The 16,702-nt window shown below is 71.1% G+C and carries 17 protein-coding genes; 4 read left to right on the plus strand and 13 right to left on the minus strand.

The window, feature by feature from the left end; genetic code table 11:
• Positions 1 to 250 precede the first annotated feature (250 nt).
• Positions 251 to 1,408 (minus strand): trans-sulfuration enzyme family protein, encoded by a 1,158-nt coding sequence (locus tag ACIBH1_RS21965; RefSeq protein ID WP_397315687.1) that lies wholly within the window; start codon positions 1,406 to 1,408, stop codon positions 251 to 253.
• Positions 1,409 to 1,419: 11 nt separating this feature from the next.
• Between ACIBH1_RS21965 and ACIBH1_RS21970 the strand changes: the two genes are divergently transcribed.
• Positions 1,420 to 2,427 carry a LacI family DNA-binding transcriptional regulator gene (locus ACIBH1_RS21970; RefSeq protein WP_397315688.1) on the plus strand — a complete coding sequence of 336 codons (1,008 nt, stop codon included), beginning with the start codon at positions 1,420 to 1,422 and terminating at the stop codon, positions 2,425 to 2,427.
• On the opposite strand, the gene ACIBH1_RS21975 is transcribed toward ACIBH1_RS21970, so the two are convergent.
• The 12 genes from ACIBH1_RS21975 to ACIBH1_RS22030 all read right to left on the minus strand — a co-directional run bounded on the left by ACIBH1_RS21975 (position 2,390) and on the right by ACIBH1_RS22030 (position 11,524).
• Positions 2,390 to 3,865 carry a cation acetate symporter gene (locus ACIBH1_RS21975; RefSeq protein ID WP_397315689.1) on the minus strand — a complete coding sequence of 492 codons (1,476 nt, stop codon included), beginning with the start codon at positions 3,863 to 3,865 and terminating at the stop codon, positions 2,390 to 2,392. The genes ACIBH1_RS21970 and ACIBH1_RS21975 overlap by 38 nt on opposite strands.
• Positions 3,862 to 4,269, minus strand: a complete 408-nt coding sequence (locus tag ACIBH1_RS21980) for a hypothetical protein (RefSeq protein WP_397315690.1) — start codon at positions 4,267 to 4,269, stop codon at positions 3,862 to 3,864. The genes ACIBH1_RS21975 and ACIBH1_RS21980 overlap by 4 nt, the downstream gene beginning before the upstream one ends.
• Positions 4,266 to 5,003, minus strand: a complete 738-nt coding sequence (locus tag ACIBH1_RS21985) for a LytTR family DNA-binding domain-containing protein (protein WP_181613582.1) — start codon at positions 5,001 to 5,003, stop codon at positions 4,266 to 4,268. Before ACIBH1_RS21985 ends, ACIBH1_RS21980 begins: the two co-directional genes overlap by 4 nt.
• Before the next feature lie 33 nt (positions 5,004 to 5,036).
• Positions 5,037 to 6,209: a sensor histidine kinase gene (locus tag ACIBH1_RS21990; RefSeq protein WP_397315691.1), complete on the minus strand. Its 1,173-nt coding sequence runs from the start codon at positions 6,207 to 6,209 to the stop codon at positions 5,037 to 5,039.
• Positions 6,209 to 6,610, minus strand: coding sequence for an HIT family protein (locus ACIBH1_RS21995; RefSeq protein WP_397315692.1), 402 nt, complete (start codon positions 6,608 to 6,610; stop codon positions 6,209 to 6,211). Before ACIBH1_RS21995 ends, ACIBH1_RS21990 begins: the two co-directional genes overlap by 1 nt.
• Complete coding sequence (locus ACIBH1_RS22000) at positions 6,607 to 7,767, minus strand: acyl-CoA dehydrogenase family protein (RefSeq protein ID WP_397315693.1); 1,161 nt, start codon at positions 7,765 to 7,767, stop codon at positions 6,607 to 6,609. Before ACIBH1_RS22000 ends, ACIBH1_RS21995 begins: the two co-directional genes overlap by 4 nt.
• A gap of 9 nt (positions 7,768 to 7,776) precedes the next feature.
• A complete protein-coding gene (locus tag ACIBH1_RS22005; RefSeq protein ID WP_397315694.1) occupies positions 7,777 to 8,187 on the minus strand; it encodes a protease inhibitor I42 family protein in 411 nt (136 codons plus the stop codon).
• On the minus strand, positions 8,184 to 9,119 hold the full coding sequence (locus ACIBH1_RS22010) for a YihY/virulence factor BrkB family protein (RefSeq protein WP_397315695.1): 936 nt from the start codon (positions 9,117 to 9,119) through the stop codon (positions 8,184 to 8,186). Before ACIBH1_RS22010 ends, ACIBH1_RS22005 begins: the two co-directional genes overlap by 4 nt.
• Positions 9,120 to 9,124: 5 nt before the next feature.
• Positions 9,125 to 9,727, minus strand: coding sequence for a hypothetical protein (locus ACIBH1_RS22015; protein ID WP_397315696.1), 603 nt, complete (start codon positions 9,725 to 9,727; stop codon positions 9,125 to 9,127).
• Positions 9,724 to 10,116: a phage holin family protein gene (locus ACIBH1_RS22020; protein ID WP_181613577.1), complete on the minus strand. Its 393-nt coding sequence runs from the start codon at positions 10,114 to 10,116 to the stop codon at positions 9,724 to 9,726. The genes ACIBH1_RS22015 and ACIBH1_RS22020 overlap by 4 nt, the downstream gene beginning before the upstream one ends.
• 44 nt (positions 10,117 to 10,160) lie before the next feature.
• The gene (locus tag ACIBH1_RS22025; RefSeq protein ID WP_397315697.1) at positions 10,161 to 10,490 is read right to left on the minus strand and encodes a hypothetical protein; all 330 of its coding nucleotides are present in this window, start codon (positions 10,488 to 10,490) and stop codon (positions 10,161 to 10,163) included.
• A gap of 287 nt (positions 10,491 to 10,777) precedes the next feature.
• Positions 10,778 to 11,524 carry a class I SAM-dependent methyltransferase gene (locus tag ACIBH1_RS22030; protein ID WP_397315698.1) on the minus strand — a complete coding sequence of 249 codons (747 nt, stop codon included), beginning with the start codon at positions 11,522 to 11,524 and terminating at the stop codon, positions 10,778 to 10,780.
• 119 nt (positions 11,525 to 11,643) lie between these two features.
• Here ACIBH1_RS22030 and ACIBH1_RS22035 point away from each other — a divergent pair, with 119 nt between their 5' ends.
• From ACIBH1_RS22035 to ACIBH1_RS22045, 3 genes are all read left to right on the plus strand, one after another.
• On the plus strand, positions 11,644 to 14,844 hold the full coding sequence (locus ACIBH1_RS22035) for an SNF2-related protein (RefSeq protein ID WP_397315699.1): 3,201 nt from the start codon (positions 11,644 to 11,646) through the stop codon (positions 14,842 to 14,844).
• Between the two features lie 108 nt (positions 14,845 to 14,952).
• Positions 14,953 to 15,750, plus strand: coding sequence for an SWIM zinc finger family protein (locus ACIBH1_RS22040; protein ID WP_397315700.1), 798 nt, complete (start codon positions 14,953 to 14,955; stop codon positions 15,748 to 15,750).
• Between the two features lie 69 nt (positions 15,751 to 15,819).
• On the plus strand, positions 15,820 to 16,698 hold the full coding sequence (locus ACIBH1_RS22045) for a phosphotransferase enzyme family protein (RefSeq protein WP_397315701.1): 879 nt from the start codon (positions 15,820 to 15,822) through the stop codon (positions 16,696 to 16,698).
• The last annotated feature ends 4 nt before the right edge of the window (positions 16,699 to 16,702 follow it).

The following is a 16,702-nucleotide window of genomic DNA, read 5'->3' on the forward strand; positions in this document are numbered from 1 at the left end:
GGTTCCTCCCGCTATATGTGATGCAGGTCACGCACAAGGTAAGAGCGCAAGCTACCCTCCGTGGAGGGGAAGAGTCCGGCTCTTCGGCGAGTCGCCACCAAATGGCGGTCAGTTGGGGAGGAGATGCGATAAATGGTCGGAATTGTGCGACCAACGGCGGGCCGACCACATCAACGGTCTGTGACCGTCCGTTTCAGCCCGATACGGCCCCCCGAGGTCACGCTGCGCGATCGACAGCGCTGTCGTCACGCTAAGCGATGAAGATCTCCAGCGCCCGCGTCAGGTCGTCCACCAGCGTGTCGGCGGGCTCCAGGCCCACCGCCAGGCGCACCAGGCCGATCGGGATGCCCATGGTGGTGCGCACGCTCTCCTCGATGCTGAGCGCCGGGCCGATGGCCAGGCTCTCGAAGCCGCCCCAGGAGACCGCGATCCTGAAATGCCGCAGGTTGTCGAGAAATTTCGAGACCTGGTCGCGATCGTCGGTGTCCAGGACGAAACTGAACAGGCTGGAGTACCCCGACAGCTGCTTGGCCGCCAGGTCGTGGCCCGGGTGCGCGGGCAGGCCAGGATGGTTGACCGAGCGCACCGCGGGGTGCCCCTCCAGGAACCTCGCCACCGCCAGCCCTCGCTCCTGGTGGGCGGCCATCCGCACGGGCAGTGTGCGCAGCCCCTTGATCACCTTGGCCGCGTCGTGCGGCGACATCGCGGCGCCGTACAGCATGAACTCCGTGCGGGCGATCGGCCGCACCAGGCCGGCCGAGCCGCACACCACGCCGCCGACCAGGTCGCTGTGCCCGCCGATGTACTTCGACAACGAGTGCAGCACCAGGTCCACGCCCATGGTCAGCGGCTTCTGGAACAGCGGCGTGGACCACGTGTTGTCCATGACCGTGACGATGCCGCGCGAGCGTGCCCAGCTAGTCACGGCGGGGATGTCGAAGAGCTCGTAGGCCATGTACGACGGTGACTCGAAGTAGAGCAGGCGCGTGCTCGGCATGACAGCGCTGTCAGCAGCGGCGAGGTCGGCCACGTGCGTGTGCGTCACGCCGTACTTCTCCAGGTATCGCAGGAACTGGGTGGTCGGCCCGTAGATCGCGCCGAGCACCAGCACGTGGTCGCCCGCGGAGACCAGCGACGAGATCGTCGCCGAGATCGCCCCCATCCCCGAGCCGAAGCACTTGGCCCGCTCGGCCCGCTCCAGCGCGGCCAGCTTGCGCTGGGCCAGATCGACCGTGGGGTTGGTGCCGCGCCAGTAGATATAGTTCTCGTCTTCGTCCCTCAGCGCACCGGCCAGGTCGCCCACGGTCTCGAAGGAGAAGATCGAGTTCTCGAAGACGGGCGGGTTGACCGCCCCCATCAGCCACGGCTCGTCCTCACCGAGGCGGCCGCAGATCCAGTCGTCGTTCACAGGGGCACAGTATGACAGCCCGCAAGTCGACCATGTCCGACGTGGCACGCCATGCGAACGTGAGCCTCAAGACGGTCTCGCGCGTGGTCAACTCCGAGCCGCACGTCAGCGCCGAGATCCGGCAGCGCGTCCACGACTCCATCAACGCCCTCGGCTTCCGGCGCAACGAGGCCGCCGCCCGGCTGGCGCGGGGCTCGGGCATGCTGACCATCGGGCTGATCATGGAGAACATCTCCAACGAGTTCTACTCCCACCTGGCCAAGGCCGTGGAGTCGGCGGCGGCCGAGCACGACGCGCTGGTGGTGTTCGGCTCCTACACCGAGCGGGTCGAGCGCGAGCGGCTGCTGGTCGAGGCCATGTCGGCGCGCGGCGTCGACTCCCTGATCGTGGTGCCCTCCAGCGCCGACCACGGCTGGCTGGCCGAACATCCGGGACTGCGCACGGTCTTCGTCGACCGGGCTCCCCTCGGGGTGCCCGACCCCGACGTCGTGGTGATCGACAACCTGACCGGCGGGCGCATGGCCACCGAGCACCTCCTGGCCCGCGGCCACCGGCGCATCGCGCTGCTGTCGGACCAGCGCGAGGTCAGCGCCGTGCACGAGCGCGCCACCGGATACCGGCAGGCGCTCGGCTCCCACCTCGACGAGTCGCTGGTGGTGCACGGCGTGTTCGACCCTTGGCGGGCCTGCCACGAGGCCGCGCGGCTGCTCGGCGGCGACGATCCGCCCACCGCCTTCTTCGCCACCAACAACCGCGCCGCCGTGGGCGTGCTCATGGCCGGCCGCGACCTGCCGCGCCGGCCCGCGCTCGTCGGGTTCGACGACTTCGCCCTGGCCGAGGTCTTCAGCCCCGGGGTGAGCGTGATCCGCTACGACTTCGCCAAGCTGGCCAGGTCGGCGGTCGACCTGCTGCTGTCGGGCGCCGACGCGGGACGCCTGATCAAGGTCCCCGTCGAGCTCGTGGCGCGCGGGTCCGGCGAGCTCAGCCCCGCGGACGCCAGTCTCCGCGATCCAGCCTGAGGTTCTCCGGCGTGTGCAGGCGCACCATGATCGTGGCAACGCCCTTGGGCACCCTGCCGGGCGTGGCCAGCGACACCAGCACCATCACCAGGAAGGCGATCGGCACCGTCCACGCCGCCGGCTGGCTGACCAGCGCGCCCAGCAGCCCGCCGTACGGCCCGCCGAGGATCTGGGCCAGCACCGCCGCGCTCGCGAGCCCGCCCCCGGCGAACAGGCCGGCCAGCGCGCCCGTCGAGGTGAGCCGCCGCCACCAGATGCCCAGCACGAGCAGCGGGCAGAACGACGAGGCGGCGACCGCGAACGCCAGGCCCACCACGTCCGCGATCGCCAGCGCCCGCGCCCACAACGCCAGCGCGAGCGGCACCGACACCGCCATCAGCGTCGCGATCCTGAACTCCCTGACCCCGCCCTTGAGCAGGTCCTGGGCGATGACCCCCGCCACCGAGACGGTCAGCCCCGACGACGTCGACAGGAACGCCGCGAACGCCCCCGCCGTCACCAGGGCGGTGAGCAGGTCGCCGAGCGTGCCGCCGATCATCTCGCCGGGCAGCGTGAGCACCACCGTGTCGGGCCGGTCGAGTCCGGGCGTGTACAGCCGGCCCAGCCAGCCGTACACCGACGGGAGCAGGTAGAACGCGCCCAGCAGCCCCAGCACCATCAGCGTGGTACGGCGGGCCGCCCGGCCGTCGGGGTTGGTGTAGAACCGCACCAGCACGTGCGGCAGCCCCATGGTGCCCAGGAACGTCGCCAGGATCAGCGAATAGGTCGAATACAGCCCGTACTCGTCGTCGCCGGTCAGCGGCTGGGCCCACGCCGGGTCGAGCTCCGCCGGAGCGCCGCCGCCCTGCCAGGCGGCCAGCAGGAAGAAGACCGGCACGGCCAGCGCGGTCAGCTTCAGCCAGTACTGGAAGGCCTGGACGAACGTGATGGACCGCATGCCGCCCGACAGCACGTTGACCGCCACCACCAGCGCCACGACCAGCCCGCCCACCCAGACGGGCGCCCCGGTGATCGTGCGCAGCACCAGCCCCGCGCTCTGGAACTGCGGCATCAGGTACAGCCAGCCGATCAGCACCACCAGCACGCTGGCGCTGCGCCGTACCGACATCGACTCCAGCCTGGCCTCGGCGAAGTCGGGCAGCGTGTAGGCGCCCGAGCGCCGCAGCGGCGCCGAGACCAGCACCAGCAGCACCAGGTAGCCGCCGGTCCAGCCGACCGGCAGCCACAACATGTCGGCGCCGTGGGTGAGGATCAGCCCGGCGATGCCCAGGAACGAGGCGCCCGACAGGTACTCCCCGCCGATCGCCGAGGCGTTCCACAGCGGGCTGACCGAGCGCGAGGCCACGTAGAAGTCGGAGGTCGTACGGCTCAGCCGCAGGCCGAAGGCGCCGATCAGGATCGCCGCCACGATCACCAGCACGACGGCGGTCAGGTTCATCGGCGCTCGACCAGCTCGGCGAAGTGCCGCTCGTTGCGTTCCGCCTGCCTTACGTAGAGCCAGGCCCCGATGACGAGGGCGGGATAGATCAGCCCGGCGAGCAGCAGCCACGGCAGCGGGATCGCGCCCAGGCTGACCTCGCGCAGGTCGGGCAGGAGCAGGAACAGCAGCGGCAGCCCGCCCACCACGCAGGCCAGCACCGTGCAGACGAACATCGCCAGCCGGAACTGGGTGCGCAGCAGCGAGCGCATGTAGATCTCGCCCACGCGGGTCTGCTCGTCGATCTCGCGCGTGACGGGATAGCGGCGCCGGCGGGCGGCGGCCGTGCGCGGGCTGGTCACCGTGACCCTGGCCTTCGCGCCCGCGCTCCTGGCTGCGGCGCCCCTCGCCGCCTGCCCCTTCATCGGCGGGCCCGCCGCACCAGCAGGTCGCGCAGCTCGCGGGTGTGGCGGCGGCTGACGGGCAGCTCCGTGTCGCCCACCCGGACCGTGCAGCGGCCCGAGTCGATGTGCAGCTCCTCGATGTGCCGGACGGCCACCAGGTGGCTGCGGTGCACCCGGATGAACCCGGCGTTCGCCCAGCGTTCCTCCAGCGTGGCCAGCGGGATGCGCACCAGGTGGCTGCCCTGCGCGGTGTGCAGGCGGGCGTAGTCGCCCTGCGCCTCCACGTAGATCACGTCGCTGCTGGCCACGAACCGGGTCACCCCGCCCAGCTCGACCGGGATGGTGTCGGTCTCCTGGGAGTCCTCGGCGGGCACGTCGGCCGAGACGCACACGCGCCTGATCGCCTCGCGCAGCCGCTCGGGACGCACCGGCTTGAGCAGGTAGTCCTCCGCCTTCAGCTCGAAGGCGTCGACGGCGTGCTCCTCGTAGGCGGTGACGAACACGACGCGGGGCGGGTTGGCGAACTGCGACAGCAGCCGGCCCAGGACCACGCCGTCGAGGCCGCGCATGCGGATGTCGAGGAAGACGGCGTCGACCGGGCGGCCCTCGGCGATGCCCCGGTCGAGCAGGCGCAGCGCCGCCGCGCCGTCGCGGGCGGTGAGCACCTCGTCGATGCGGGGGTCGGCGCGCAGGAGGTACGACAGGTCTTCCAGAGCGGGAAGCTCATCGTCCACCGCGAGAACACGCAGGGCCATAGACATGGATGAAAGCGACATTATCCGCCCCGGTCAACGGGCCGAGACCCCTGGGTGATACTTCGGCAACCTCACGTTGACTTTCATCCCGGCGTGCTCGGCCGTCTCGATGACCAGGCCGTACTCGTCGCCGTACACCTGACGCAGGCGCTCGTCGACGTTGGCCAGGCCCACGCCCTCGCCCGGCTCGCCCGCCAGGATGCGCCGCAGCCGCTCCGGATCCATGCCGATGCCGTCGTCCTCCACGCTGATGCCGCACTCCGAGCCGGCGTCCTCCGCGACGATGGTGATGCGGCCGATGCCGTTCTTGCTCTCCAAGCCGTGCCGTACGGCGTTCTCCACCAGTGGCTGCAGGCACAGGAACGGCACCGCGACCGGCAGCACCTCGGGGGCGATGCGCAGCGTCACCTGGAGCTGGTCGCCGAAGCGGGCGCGCTCCAGGATCAGGTAGCGGTCGATCGAGCGCAGCTCCTCGGCCAGCGTGGTGAAGTCGCCGTGGCGGCGGAAGCTGTAGCGGGTGAAGTCGGCGAACTCCAGCAGCAGCTCGCGGGCTCGTTCGGGGTCGGTGCGCACGAACGAGGCGATGGTGGTGAGCGAGTTGTAGATGAAGTGCGGCGAGATCTGCGCCCTGAGCGCCCGCACCTCGGCCTCCATGAGCAGGGTGCGCGAGCGGTCGAGCTCGGCCAGCTCCAGCTGGGAGTCGACCCACCGGGCGACCTCCTCGGCCGCCCTGACCAGGCCCGCGGAGGAGTGCGGGCCGTAAGCGGCCAGCGCGCCCACGACCCGCTCGTCGGTGCTCAGCGGCACGACGACCACGTGACGGATCGGGCACTCCAGCAGCTCGCAGTCGACGGCCAGGACCTGGGTACGGCCGTCCTTCAGCGTCGACTCGGCGTGCTCGAAGGCGTCCTTCGCGTGGTGCTCGCCCTCGCCGTCGTAGACGAGCAGGCGCTCGGAGTCGGTGATCGCCACGGCGGCGGTGCCGAGCAGCTCGCGCAGGTGCCGCGAGGCCTTGAGCGCGCCGTCGTGGGTGAGGCCTGCGCGCAGGGGCGGCGCGGCCAGGGAGGCGGTGTGGAGCGTCTCGAAGGTCGCCCGCTCGGCCGGTCCGGCGCCCAGTTCGCGCCTGCCGCGCAACACCCGCCACCACACCAGCGCCGGCCCGCCGACGAGGAGGGCGAGCAGGAGCGCGACGACCACCGGCTCCATTACCGCGCCTTGCGGATGGCGGCGGCGTAGGTCTCGGCCTCCTCGGTGGAGACGTACTTCGTGCGCGGCCAGAAGAAGCCGCGCAGGCCGTCCTTCTTGTTGCGGGGCACGACGTGCACGTGCAGGTGAGGCACGCTCTGGCTGATGCGGTTGTTCATCGCCACGAAGGTGCCGCCCGCCTCCAGGCCCTCCTCCACGGCGCTCGCCATCGCCTGGACCCGCTCGAAGAACGGGCCGACCTCCGGCAGGTCGGTCAGGGTCTCCACGTGCTCGCGCGGCACCACGAGCACGTGGCCCTTGAAGACGGGCCGGGTGTCGAGGAAGGAGAACGACACCTCGTCGGCGTGGACCACGTGGGCCTCGCGCTCCCCGGCGACGATCTCACAGAACAGACAGCTCACCAGCCGACCTTAACCGCTCCCTTGAGCAGTTCCCGAGCGATGACCATGCGCTGGACGTCGTTGGTGCCCTCGCCGATCGCCATGAGCGGCGCGTCACGGTAGAGGCGCTCGACCACGAACTCCTGCGAGTAGCCGTAGCCGCCGTGCACCCGCATCGCCTCCATGGTGGTCTTCAGCGCCACCTCCGAGGCGAAGTACTTGGCCATGGCGGCCTCGGCGTTGACCGCGCCCGTCTCGCTGCGCGACGCGGCCCAGTAGGTCATGAGCCTGGCCGCCTGGATCTCGGTGGCCATGTCGGCGAGCTTGAGCTGGATCGCCTGGAAGTCGCCGATCGGCCGCCCGAAGGCCTGGCGCTCGCGCGCGTAGCCCAGGGCGGCGTCGAAGGCGCACTGCGCGACCCCGACCGCCCGCGCGGCGATGTTGACCCGGCCCAGCTCCAGCGCCGACAGGGCCTGTTGCATGCCGCGGCCCTCGACGCCGCCGAGCAGCTGCGACCGGTGCACCCGCACGTCCTGCAGGGAGATCTCGCACGTCTCCGTGCCCTTGTAGCCGAGCTTGGGCAGGTCGCGGCTGACCACGTAGCCGGGCGTTCCGGCCTCCACCAGGATGATCGACATGCCGCGGTGGGCGGGCGTCTCCTGGGAGGTCTTGACCAGGACCGGCATCGGGTCGGCGTGCCGGGCGTTGGTGATCCAGGTCTTGGTGCCGTTGATCACGTAGTGGTCGCCGTCCAGTACGGCACGCGTCTGGATGCCCTGCAGGTCGGTGCCCGCTCCCGGCTCGGTCAGGGCGATGCCGGTGCGGCGGACCCCGGCGGCCAGGTCGGCAAGATACCTGTCCTTCTGCTCCTCGGTGCCGTGCTGGGCGATCATCCACGCCGACAGGGAGTGCGAGCCGAGCACGCCCGCCACGCCCATCCAGCCGCGCGCGATCTCCTCGAAGACCAGCGCGAAGGAGACCCGGTCGAGCTCGAGCCCGCCGTAGGAGGCGGGCACGGTCATGCCGAACAGCCCCATCTCCTTGAAGCGCTCGACGATCTCGGTGGGGTAGCGGCCCTCACGTTCCCATTCCGCGGCGACAGGGACGATCTCCTTGTCGACGAACTCCCTTACCGTGCGGCGGAACAGTTGCTGATCGTCGTTCAGCTCGAAGTCCATACCAGAACATTACTCGGTATCCTTCACCGTGACAGCGAAGATCGCCTCCCCGGATTCGGGGGTGGCCTGCGCCCTGTCCTTGCAGCGCCAGCAGTTGAACAGGCGCACCTCGGTCGTGCCCGGCCACTTGGCGTTGAAGACGAAGTAGCCGGTGCCGCCGGAGCCGGGCGCCTCGCCCTCGCTTTCGTACTCCTCGCTGATGTACGAGGCGACCTTGGGGTCGGGCAGCTCCACGAGCTCCCAGTTGTCGCCCACCGAGGCGTTGTCGGGCACGGCCAGCGAGAACCGCTGCCCCTTGGTCACCTCGACCCGCGTCGTGGTGCCGAGGGCGCCCTCGATGACCGTGCCGTAGTCGCTGACCGCCGAGCCCGCGCCGCATCCCGTCAGGCAGATGAGCAGGGCGAGGAGCGCACGTTTCACTCCGGCAGCGTATCCGGCTTGGGCGGGTCGCGCGGCACCGCGTACGGCTCGTGGTCGACGGGGTTGCCCATCGCCATGTTGCGCGCCCTGGCCAGCTCGGCGTCGAGCTCGGCGCCGAACAGGACCGCGAGGTTCGACAACCACAGCCACACCAGGAAGACCACGACCGTGGCCAGCGTGCCGTACGTCTTGTTGTAGGAGCCGAAGTTGGCGACGTAGAGGGCGAAGCCGACCGAGACGAGCACGAACAGCAGCACCGCCAGGATGCTTCCCGGGGTGATCCAGCGCACGCCCGGCTGGCGCACGTTCGGCGCCGCCCAGTACAGCACCATGATCAGCCCGGCGGCGATGAGGGCGATCACCGGCCACTTGACGATGTTCCACACCAGGACCAGCCCGTCGGACAGGCCCAGCATATCTCCGGCCACGTCGGCCAGATCGCCCGTGAGCGTCACCGCGATCACGCAGACCGCCAGCAGGATCATCACCAGCAGGGTCAGCCCGAGCCTGAGCGGGGTGAGCTTCCAGATCGGGCGGCCCTCGTCGATGTCGTAGATCGCGTTGGACGCGCGCACGAAGGCGGCGATGTAGCCGGAGGCCGACCACAGAGCCACCAGCAGACCGACGATCGCGAACACGCTGAGCGAGCCGGAGGCCTGCTCGATGCCCCGCACCGTCCCCGTCAGCAGATCCTGGACCTCCTTCGGGGCGATGATCGACAGCTGGCCCACCAGGTTCGAGATGTCGTCCTGGCCCAGCAGGCCCAGGAGCGAGACCAGCACGATCAGCGCGGGGAAGATCGACAGCACGCCGTAGTAGGTCAGTGCGGCGGCCCAGTCCTGGATCTTGTCGTTGCCCAGTTCCGCGAAGGTGCGCTTGATGACTCCCCACCACGCGCCACGCGGTAAGTCGGAGGGACGGCGCGGGGCCATGAGCGTTACTTCTTCCCTCGCCGCATCATCCGGCGCAGGACGACCATCGCCACCACGCCCGCGGCGGCGATCAGCAGCTTGGGCCGCTTCTTGGCCTCCTCGACGACCTTCTCGGGAGTGACCTCCTGCAGGCGGTGCTTGATGTCGGTCTTGTCGGCGAGCGCCGAGACGGTGGTGCCGACCTGCTCGCGCGTCTGCTGGACCTGCTCCCTGGCCAGGCGCTCCTCGGGCGTGACCGCGGGATCGGAAGTGGGACCGGTGCTCATGCTCTCCTCCTGGGAAACGGCGTGGGAAGGGGGTGGCTCGTCCATGCGGACGTCGTCGTTCGTCGAGCTCACGCTCCGGGGTGCCACCCGGACGTCCTCGTCCGTCGCTTTGACACCCTCGTCATCCGCGGGGATGCGCTCGTCGGGGCTGGGCGGCTCGGGGACGAACCTCTCCTCGCCCGTGCGCGCGGCCTGCGCCTCACGGGCGTTCTCCAGCGCCTCCGGCCTGGTCGGCGGGACGTTCACGGACATCTCGTCGGTCGGTTCCCCCACGGTGGCGCGATGGGCGCCGACATCGCCCGCATGCGTGCCTCCGGCCTGGGAACCACTGGTCTCGCTCATCGCCGTGCCCTCGCCTTCACCTCGTCGACGTCGGCCTTGACACTCTCGATCGTCTGCTCCGGCTTGAGCGGCGTCGCGCGCTCGACCTGCCGCTTGCCCGTCAGCCCGAGGATCGCGGCCACGACGAACAGCACGCCCGCCACCAGGCACGCGGCGGCCCACGCGGGCATCACCAGGGCGAGCGCCAGCACCAGCGCGGCGATCAGGGTGGCGCCGCCGAAGAAGGCGGCGAGCCCGGCCGCGCCGAAGAGCCCGGCGCCGAAGCCGGCGCGCCTGCCCTTCCTGGCCAGTTCGAGCGTGGCCAGCCGCATCTCGTCGCGCACCAGCTGCGTCAGCTGCTGCGACAGATCGCCGATCAGGTCGGCAGTGGTCTTGGCCTTGTCATTCACGCACCCCGACTACCCGGAGGACGCCGCCTCTATCACGCGGGGCGTCACTCGCCGGTGAGGTCGGACTGCACGGCGGCCTCGGCGGCCAGCGCCGGGTCGTTCTCGACCGCGTGCTTCCTGGCGGCGGCCTCCTCGTCGGCCCAGAGCACGTCCGTCACATCGCCGCCCTCCTGGGCGGGCACGAAGACGTCCTCGGGGGTGCGGGCGCGCTGGGCGTCCATCGCGTTCGCCTCGGCGCCCGGAAACACGGTGTACGGAACGTTCAGCGAGCCGTAGTCGGTGTCGGACCCCACGATCGCCTCGTGCGCGCCCACATAACCGGCCAGCTCGTTGACGAACTCGAAGTGCTCGGACTGCTCGGACCGCCCAGACATTCCAGGCCGCTCGGACATTCCGGTCTGTTCGGACTCGGCCATCGGTGCCCCCTCGATTTGCCTAGCCCTCTATGTCTAGCTTTTTCGCGATAAAGGGCCAGCAAAGCGAGGGGCAGGTCAGCGTCGTGAACTACGCAGGAGGAACCCGAGGACCTTCGTCAGCGACGAATCGGGCACCTCGCACCACTCGTCAGGCTTCTTCGGACTCTTGAACGGCGAGGGCAGCTCACACGACGGCTGCGTCGGCAACGGCCGCTGGCTGCACCATCCGTCTGTCGGTCGGCTGCTCATACCTCCAATGTAGCCAGCAGATGCGTCAACGCGGCGACCGATCTGTAAGGATCTGTCCGTCCGGCCAGCTCTTCGCAGGCCAGGAGCTCATCGAAATCCTCGGGCGGCTCCGCCGCGTCCGTCACATCCGTGAACACCCGCACCCCGTACCACTGCCCCACCTTCAGACCCCGTACGGCAAGGCGCTCGGTGAGCTCCTCACGCCGGTCCGCCCTGGCGGTCACACCCAGGCGGTTGAGATAGCCCTCACCGGAGAAGCCCCGCCTCGCCGCACCCCAGTCGTGCAGGAGCCCAGGACGCATGGCCAGCGCGTCACCGTTGCGCACCAGCAACGACAGCAGCCCGCCCGGCCTGAGCGCCCCCGCCATGGCCTCGATCAGCGGGCCGGGGTCGTCGAAGTACATGAGCACCCCATGACACAGCACCACATCGAATCCACCCGCCTCCACCAGCCCGGCCAGCTCCCCCGCGTCCCCTTGGACCGTGGTCACCCTCATCCCCGGCTCCACCGCCGCCTCCAACAGGTCGAGCAGCCTCCTCGACGAGTCGAACGCCGTGACGTCGTGCCCCGCCCGCGCCACCCTGAGCGCCTGGGTGCCCTGGCCGCAACCGACGTCCAGCACCCGCGCCGGACCCGGCGGCAGATGCGCCGCCAGCTGCCTGGTCACCAGCTCCTGCCTGACCACGTCGCGCAGCCTGCCCAGCTTGCCGATCCACTGCTCCTCGCCCGCCGCGAAACCCACCGCGCCCGCCCTCCGCCCGATCCGGTGTCCGGGCCATCCTGCCGGGGCGGGCGAACGATCAGGTCAGCGGGGTGGCGGAGCGGTCGGAGGCTGTCGGTCGAGCCCGGTAGCCTGCCGGGGTGCTGGTTGTGCATGGGGTCTGGACCACGACGGGGCTCGCCTTCTGGGGCGAATCCCCCACCACCGCACCCCAGGCACCCACCACCACCCCGACCCACCCCGTCACGGGCACCGACGCCATCTCCACCCACCCCGTCACCGTCCCGGCCGCCCACCCCTTCGCCAGTCCTGACGCCATCCCCACCCGCTCCCTCTCCGGCCTCGACGCCGCTCCCGCCCACCCGTTCGCCGCCTCCTCCGAGGACCTCCGCCTCGCCCTCGGCCTCGCCGACTCCGCCAGCTCCACCGCCGAGCACCTCACGCTCCTCCTGCCCGGCACCGCGCGCGGCCCGTCGCCCTCCCCCGAGACCGGCCTGCTGCCCACCACCTCCCGCCCCACCCTGCGCCGGTGGCAGGTGCCCGCGCTCCTCCCTCACCCCGCCGAGACGCTCCGCCTCCTCACCGAGACACTCCACCCGCCCGCCTCCACGGCCACCCTGCGCCACTGGCGGGCCGTCGCCGCCTTCGCCCACGACCTCGTACGGCGCGGCCGCGTGATCCCCCAGCTCACCGGCGAGCCCGCCCAGCAGCCAGACATGTGGTCCATCCCCGAGCCCACCGCCGAGGCCCGCTGGTTCCCCGTGCTGACCGGCGCCGACGCGACCCACTTCCGCGACCTGGCCACGGCCATGCCCCCCGCCTGCCGTACCGGAGCCGAGGAGCACCCCTCGTCCACGGTCCTCACCGCCGCCCTGGCCGCCCTCACCGACGCCGCCGTCCGCGCCCGCCTCACCGAACCGCTGGTCGCGCGCCCCAGGACCCTGGAAGACCGCTGGCTGGCCGCCCTCACGGGCCCCGACGCCGCCTGCCCCGACATCCCCGAGCTCCGCCGATCGCTGACCGCCTGGCGCGAGGCCGCGGGCGCCGAGGGCGCCACCCAGGTCTGCTTCCGCCTCAGCGAACCCCCGACACCCACCCAGCCTGCCACCCCGGATCCCGCCCTACACGCCGACACCACCACGGGCGCCGCCCCGGATCCCACCCCACAAGCGGCCACCACCACGGGCGCCGCCTCGGATCCCACCTCGCACGCGGACGCCGGCCCGGAGCCCTGGTGGCGTGTCGAGCTGGCTCTCCAGCCGCTCGACGACCCCAGCCTCCGCGTCCCCGCCGACCAGATCTGGTCGGGCTCCCCCATCCCCGGCCTCCCCCCGCGTGCCGACCACGAGCTCCTCGCCGGCCTGGGCCGGGCCCTGAGGCTCTACCCCGCCCTCGACCCGGCCCTCCGCACCGCCCACCCCACCGAGCTGCTCCTCGACACCGCGGGTGCCTTCACCTTCCTGCGCCAGGCGGCCCCCTTGCTCCACGCCGCCGGTTTCGTCGTCCAGCTCCCCCGCTGGGCGGGCCGCACCAAGCTCGGGCTCAAGCTCACCACCCGCACCAAGAAGCAGCAGGCCGCCACCAGCCAGGGCTTCGGCCTCCAGCAACTCGTCGACTTCAAGGTCGAACTGGCCGTCGGCGACGCCACCATCACCGAGGCCGAGCTCACCGAGCTGGCCCGCCTCAAGGTCCCCCTGGTGCGCGTGCGCGGCCAGTGGGTCGAGCTCGACGAACGCCAGCTCAAGGCGGCCCTGCGCGCCGTCGAGACCCGCCGCGAGGGCGAGCTGACCGCAGCCGAGATCCTCCAGCACGTCATCCAGGGCGACGAGGGCGAGCTCCCGCTGGTCGAGGTCGACGCCGACGGCGTCCTCGGCGACCTGCTCTCCGGCACCGCCGACCGCCGCCTGACCCCGATCCCCACCCCGCCGGGCATCGACGCCGTCCTGCGCCCCTACCAGGAGCGCGGCCTGGCCTGGCTCAGCTTCCTGTCGGAGCTGGGCCTGGGCGGCGTACTCGCCGACGATATGGGCCTTGGCAAGACGATATCCACCCTTTCGCTCCTTGTTCACGAGAAGTCCGGCAGGCCGACGCTGCTGGTGTGCCCGATGTCGTTGATCGGCAACTGGCAGCGAGAAGCCGCCAGGTTCGCCCCAGGGTTGCGGGTCCACGTGCACCACGGCGCCTCCCGCGACCCGGCCAAGCTGACCGGTGCCGATCTGGTGATCACCACGTACGGCACGGCGCAGCGTGATCTCGACACGCTGAAGCAGGTGGCGTGGCGGCGGGTGGTGTGCGACGAGGCGCAGGCGATCAAGAACTCGGGCACGCTCCAGGCCCAGGCGGTCAGGAGCATCACCGCCGAGACGCGCCTGGCGCTGACCGGCACCCCGGTGGAGAACCACCTGGCCGAGCTGTGGTCGATCATGGAGTTCTGCAATCCCGGCCTGCTGGGCTCGAAGCAGCGGTTCCGCACCCGGTTCCAGGAGCCGATCGAGGCACGGCAGGACGCGCAGGCGGAGCAGGCGTTGAAGCGGGCGACGGGGCCGTTCGTGCTGCGGCGGCTGAAGACCGACAAGTCGATCATCTCGGATCTGCCGGAGAAGCTGGAGGTCAAGGAGTGGTGCACGCTCACGCCCGAGCAGGCCTCGCTCTACCAGGCGGTGGTCGACGACATGATGGGGAAGATCGACGGCAGCGAGGGCATCGAACGGCGCGGGCTGGTGCTGGCGGCGATGGCCAAGCTGAAGCAGGTCTGCAACCATCCGGCGCACCTGCTGAAGGACGGCTCGCGGCTGGCGGGCCGCTCGGGCAAGCTGGCGCGAACCGAGGAGCTGGCCGCCGAGATCCTCGCGGAAGGGGAGAAGGGGCTGCTGTTCACGCAGTACTCCGAGTACGGCTCCATGCTCCAGCCGTACCTGGCGCAGCGCCTGGACCGGCCGGTGTTGTGGCTGCACGGCGGGCTGCCGAAGAAGACGCGTGACCGGCTGGTCGAGCGCTTCCAGCGTGACGACGAGCCGATGTTGTTCCTGCTGTCGTTGAAGGCGGCGGGCGTGGGGCTCAACCTGACGGCGGCCAACCATGTGATCCACCTCGACCGGTGGTGGAATCCCGCCGTGGAGGACCAGGCCACCGACCGGGCCTTCCGCATCGGGCAGCGCAAGAACGTCCAGGTGCGCAAGCTGATCTGCGCCGGCACGCTGGAGGAGCGGATCGACGAGATGATCGAGCGGAAGAAGGCCCTGGCGGAGCGCGTGGTCGGCACCGGGGAAGACTGGCTGACCGACCTGTCGACGGCGGAACTGCGCGAAGTGTTCCGCCTGGGCGCCGGGGCGGTGACGTGATGAAAGGCGGGCGCGCTGTTGTCGTGGCAGTGAGCCGAGGCGGTGCCGCGGTGGCAGGCGGTGGCCTGATGGCAGGCGGTGGCGTGATGGCGGGTGGGGGTGGTCGGGGTGCCGGTCGGTAAGGACGGGTGGTTCGAGGCGGGCAAGCCGCTGAAGGCCGACGGGCTGAGGGCTCGCACGCAGCGCGGCAGCATCGGCTCCACCTGGTGGTCGCGGCGCTTCATCGACATCCTGGAGCGGGTCTGCGACAAGGGCCGCCTGTCGCGCGGGCGCGCCTACGCCCGCGCCGGGCAGGTGCTCGACCTCGATCTCGCCCCCGGTCTGGTGACCGCGAGGGTGCAGGGTTCGCGGCGTGAGCCGTACCTGGTCGAGATCAGGGTCGAGGTGTACGGCGAGGCGGTCTGGAGCATGCTGGAGCGGGTGATCGCCGAGCAGGCGGTGCACCGGGCGCGGCTGCTGGCGGGAGAGATGCCCACCGAGATCGAGGAGCTGTTCGCCGCTCACGGCATCGACCTGTTCCCCCGCGATCTCGACCTCGACTGCTCGTGCCCCGACTGGAGCAGGCCGTGCAAGCACGTGTCGGCGGTGCTGTACCTCCTGGCGGAGTCGTTCGACGACGATCCGTTCCTGGTGCTGGCGTGGCGGGGCCGCAGCAGGGAGGAGTTGCTGGGGTCGCTGGAGGAGCCGGGCGCGCCCGTGGTCGAGGACGTGCCGTTCGGCGACCGGCTGGCCGACTTCTTCTCGCCGGGTGCGGGGGTGCCCCGGCCCGAGCTCCGGCCCGCGCCGCCGGCCGGCCTGCTGTTGCGGGTGCATCCGCCGCCCGGTGATCTGGCGCACCGGCTGCGGCCCGCGTACGAGGCGCTGGGTGGAAAAGCAGGTGAGGACGAGGCGGCGGAGCTGGTCTAATGCTTGACGTGGCGGCGGCCGCGGGGGCGCCGCTGCCGCTCGTGGACCGAGCGAGGAGTTGCTGAGATCGTGGTGGACTCCGAGTGGCTCCTGGACGACTTCGGGGTCGAGGTCGAGGATGCCGTTCCCGTCGAAACGGGCGCCGATGAGAACGCCCTGTTGTGGCGCGTTGTGGCGGGTGATGGGCGGGTTCATGCCGTCAAGCTGTCGCGGGCGGAGGGCATCGCTGGGCTGGTGCTCACCAGCCGGTTGGGGGTGCCCGGTGTGCCGCGGCCGCTGCTCGCGCGTGACGGCCGGCCGTGGAGTGTGCGGGAGGGGCGGCGGCTGTCGGTGGTGCCGTGGGTGTCCGACCGGCCGGCTTTCCGGTCGGGGCTGATGACGGCCGGGCGGTGGCGGGCTTATGGGCGCCTGCTCGCCGCCGTGCATGCCGCGCAGGAGCCGGTGGCCGTCGAGCTGCCGTGCATCGGTGACGGTCTGGCCGTGGTGACGGAGCTGGCCGGTGAGGTGCGGCCCGTCGACGGGCCGCTGCTCGACCTCTGGCGGCGGCGCGACGCCGCCGCGAAGGTCGGCGAGTTGCTGGGCGAGGCGGGCAGACTGGCCGCGGTGCTGCCGCCCGCTCCGCTGGTCGTCTCCCATGGCGACCCTCACCTGGGCAACGTCCTGCTCGACGACGCGGAGGGCGTCTGGCTCATCGACTGGGACGACGCCATGCGCGCGCCGCGCGAGTGGGATCTGATGCTGGTCCTGGACCTGGGCTTCTTCGGCGTCACCGAGCGGGAGCGTGCCTGGTTCCTCGACGGTTACGCGGCCGAGGTCGAGCTCGATCTGGAGCGGATGGCCTACTACCGGATCGTGCGCCATCTGGAGGACATCCTGCTCTTCGCCCGCCAGGTGATGCGCGGCCACGACGCCGACCAGGCGATGGGCATCCTGCGCGAGATCCTCTGAGCGG

Source organism: Nonomuraea sp. NPDC050663, assembly GCF_044456985.1.
GTDB lineage: Bacteria > Actinomycetota > Actinomycetes > Streptosporangiales > Streptosporangiaceae > Nonomuraea.

What these genes read in the sequence shown, in the direction of transcription:
- ACIBH1_RS22010 (WP_397315695.1), bottom strand. Translation starts at nt 9,119, where the DNA reads ATGGCCCCGCGCCGTCCCTCCGACTTACCGCGTGGCGCGTGGTGGGGA.
- ACIBH1_RS21990 (WP_397315691.1), bottom strand. Translation starts at nt 6,209, where the DNA reads ATGGAGCCGGTGGTCGTCGCGCTCCTGCTCGCCCTCCTCGTCGGCGGG.
- ACIBH1_RS21975 (WP_397315689.1), bottom strand. Translation starts at nt 3,865, where the DNA reads ATGAACCTGACCGCCGTCGTGCTGGTGATCGTGGCGGCGATCCTGATC.
- ACIBH1_RS22000 (WP_397315693.1), bottom strand. Translation starts at nt 7,767, where the DNA reads ATGGACTTCGAGCTGAACGACGATCAGCAACTGTTCCGCCGCACGGTA.
- ACIBH1_RS21970 (WP_397315688.1), top strand. Translation starts at nt 1,420, where the DNA reads ATGACAGCCCGCAAGTCGACCATGTCCGACGTGGCACGCCATGCGAAC.
- ACIBH1_RS21980 (WP_397315690.1), bottom strand. Translation starts at nt 4,269, where the DNA reads ATGAAGGGGCAGGCGGCGAGGGGCGCCGCAGCCAGGAGCGCGGGCGCG.
- ACIBH1_RS22015 (WP_397315696.1), bottom strand. Translation starts at nt 9,727, where the DNA reads ATGAGCGAGACCAGTGGTTCCCAGGCCGGAGGCACGCATGCGGGCGAT.
- ACIBH1_RS22025 (WP_397315697.1), bottom strand. Translation starts at nt 10,490, where the DNA reads ATGTCTGGGCGGTCCGAGCAGTCCGAGCACTTCGAGTTCGTCAACGAG.
- ACIBH1_RS21985 (WP_181613582.1), bottom strand. Translation starts at nt 5,003, where the DNA reads ATGGCCCTGCGTGTTCTCGCGGTGGACGATGAGCTTCCCGCTCTGGAA.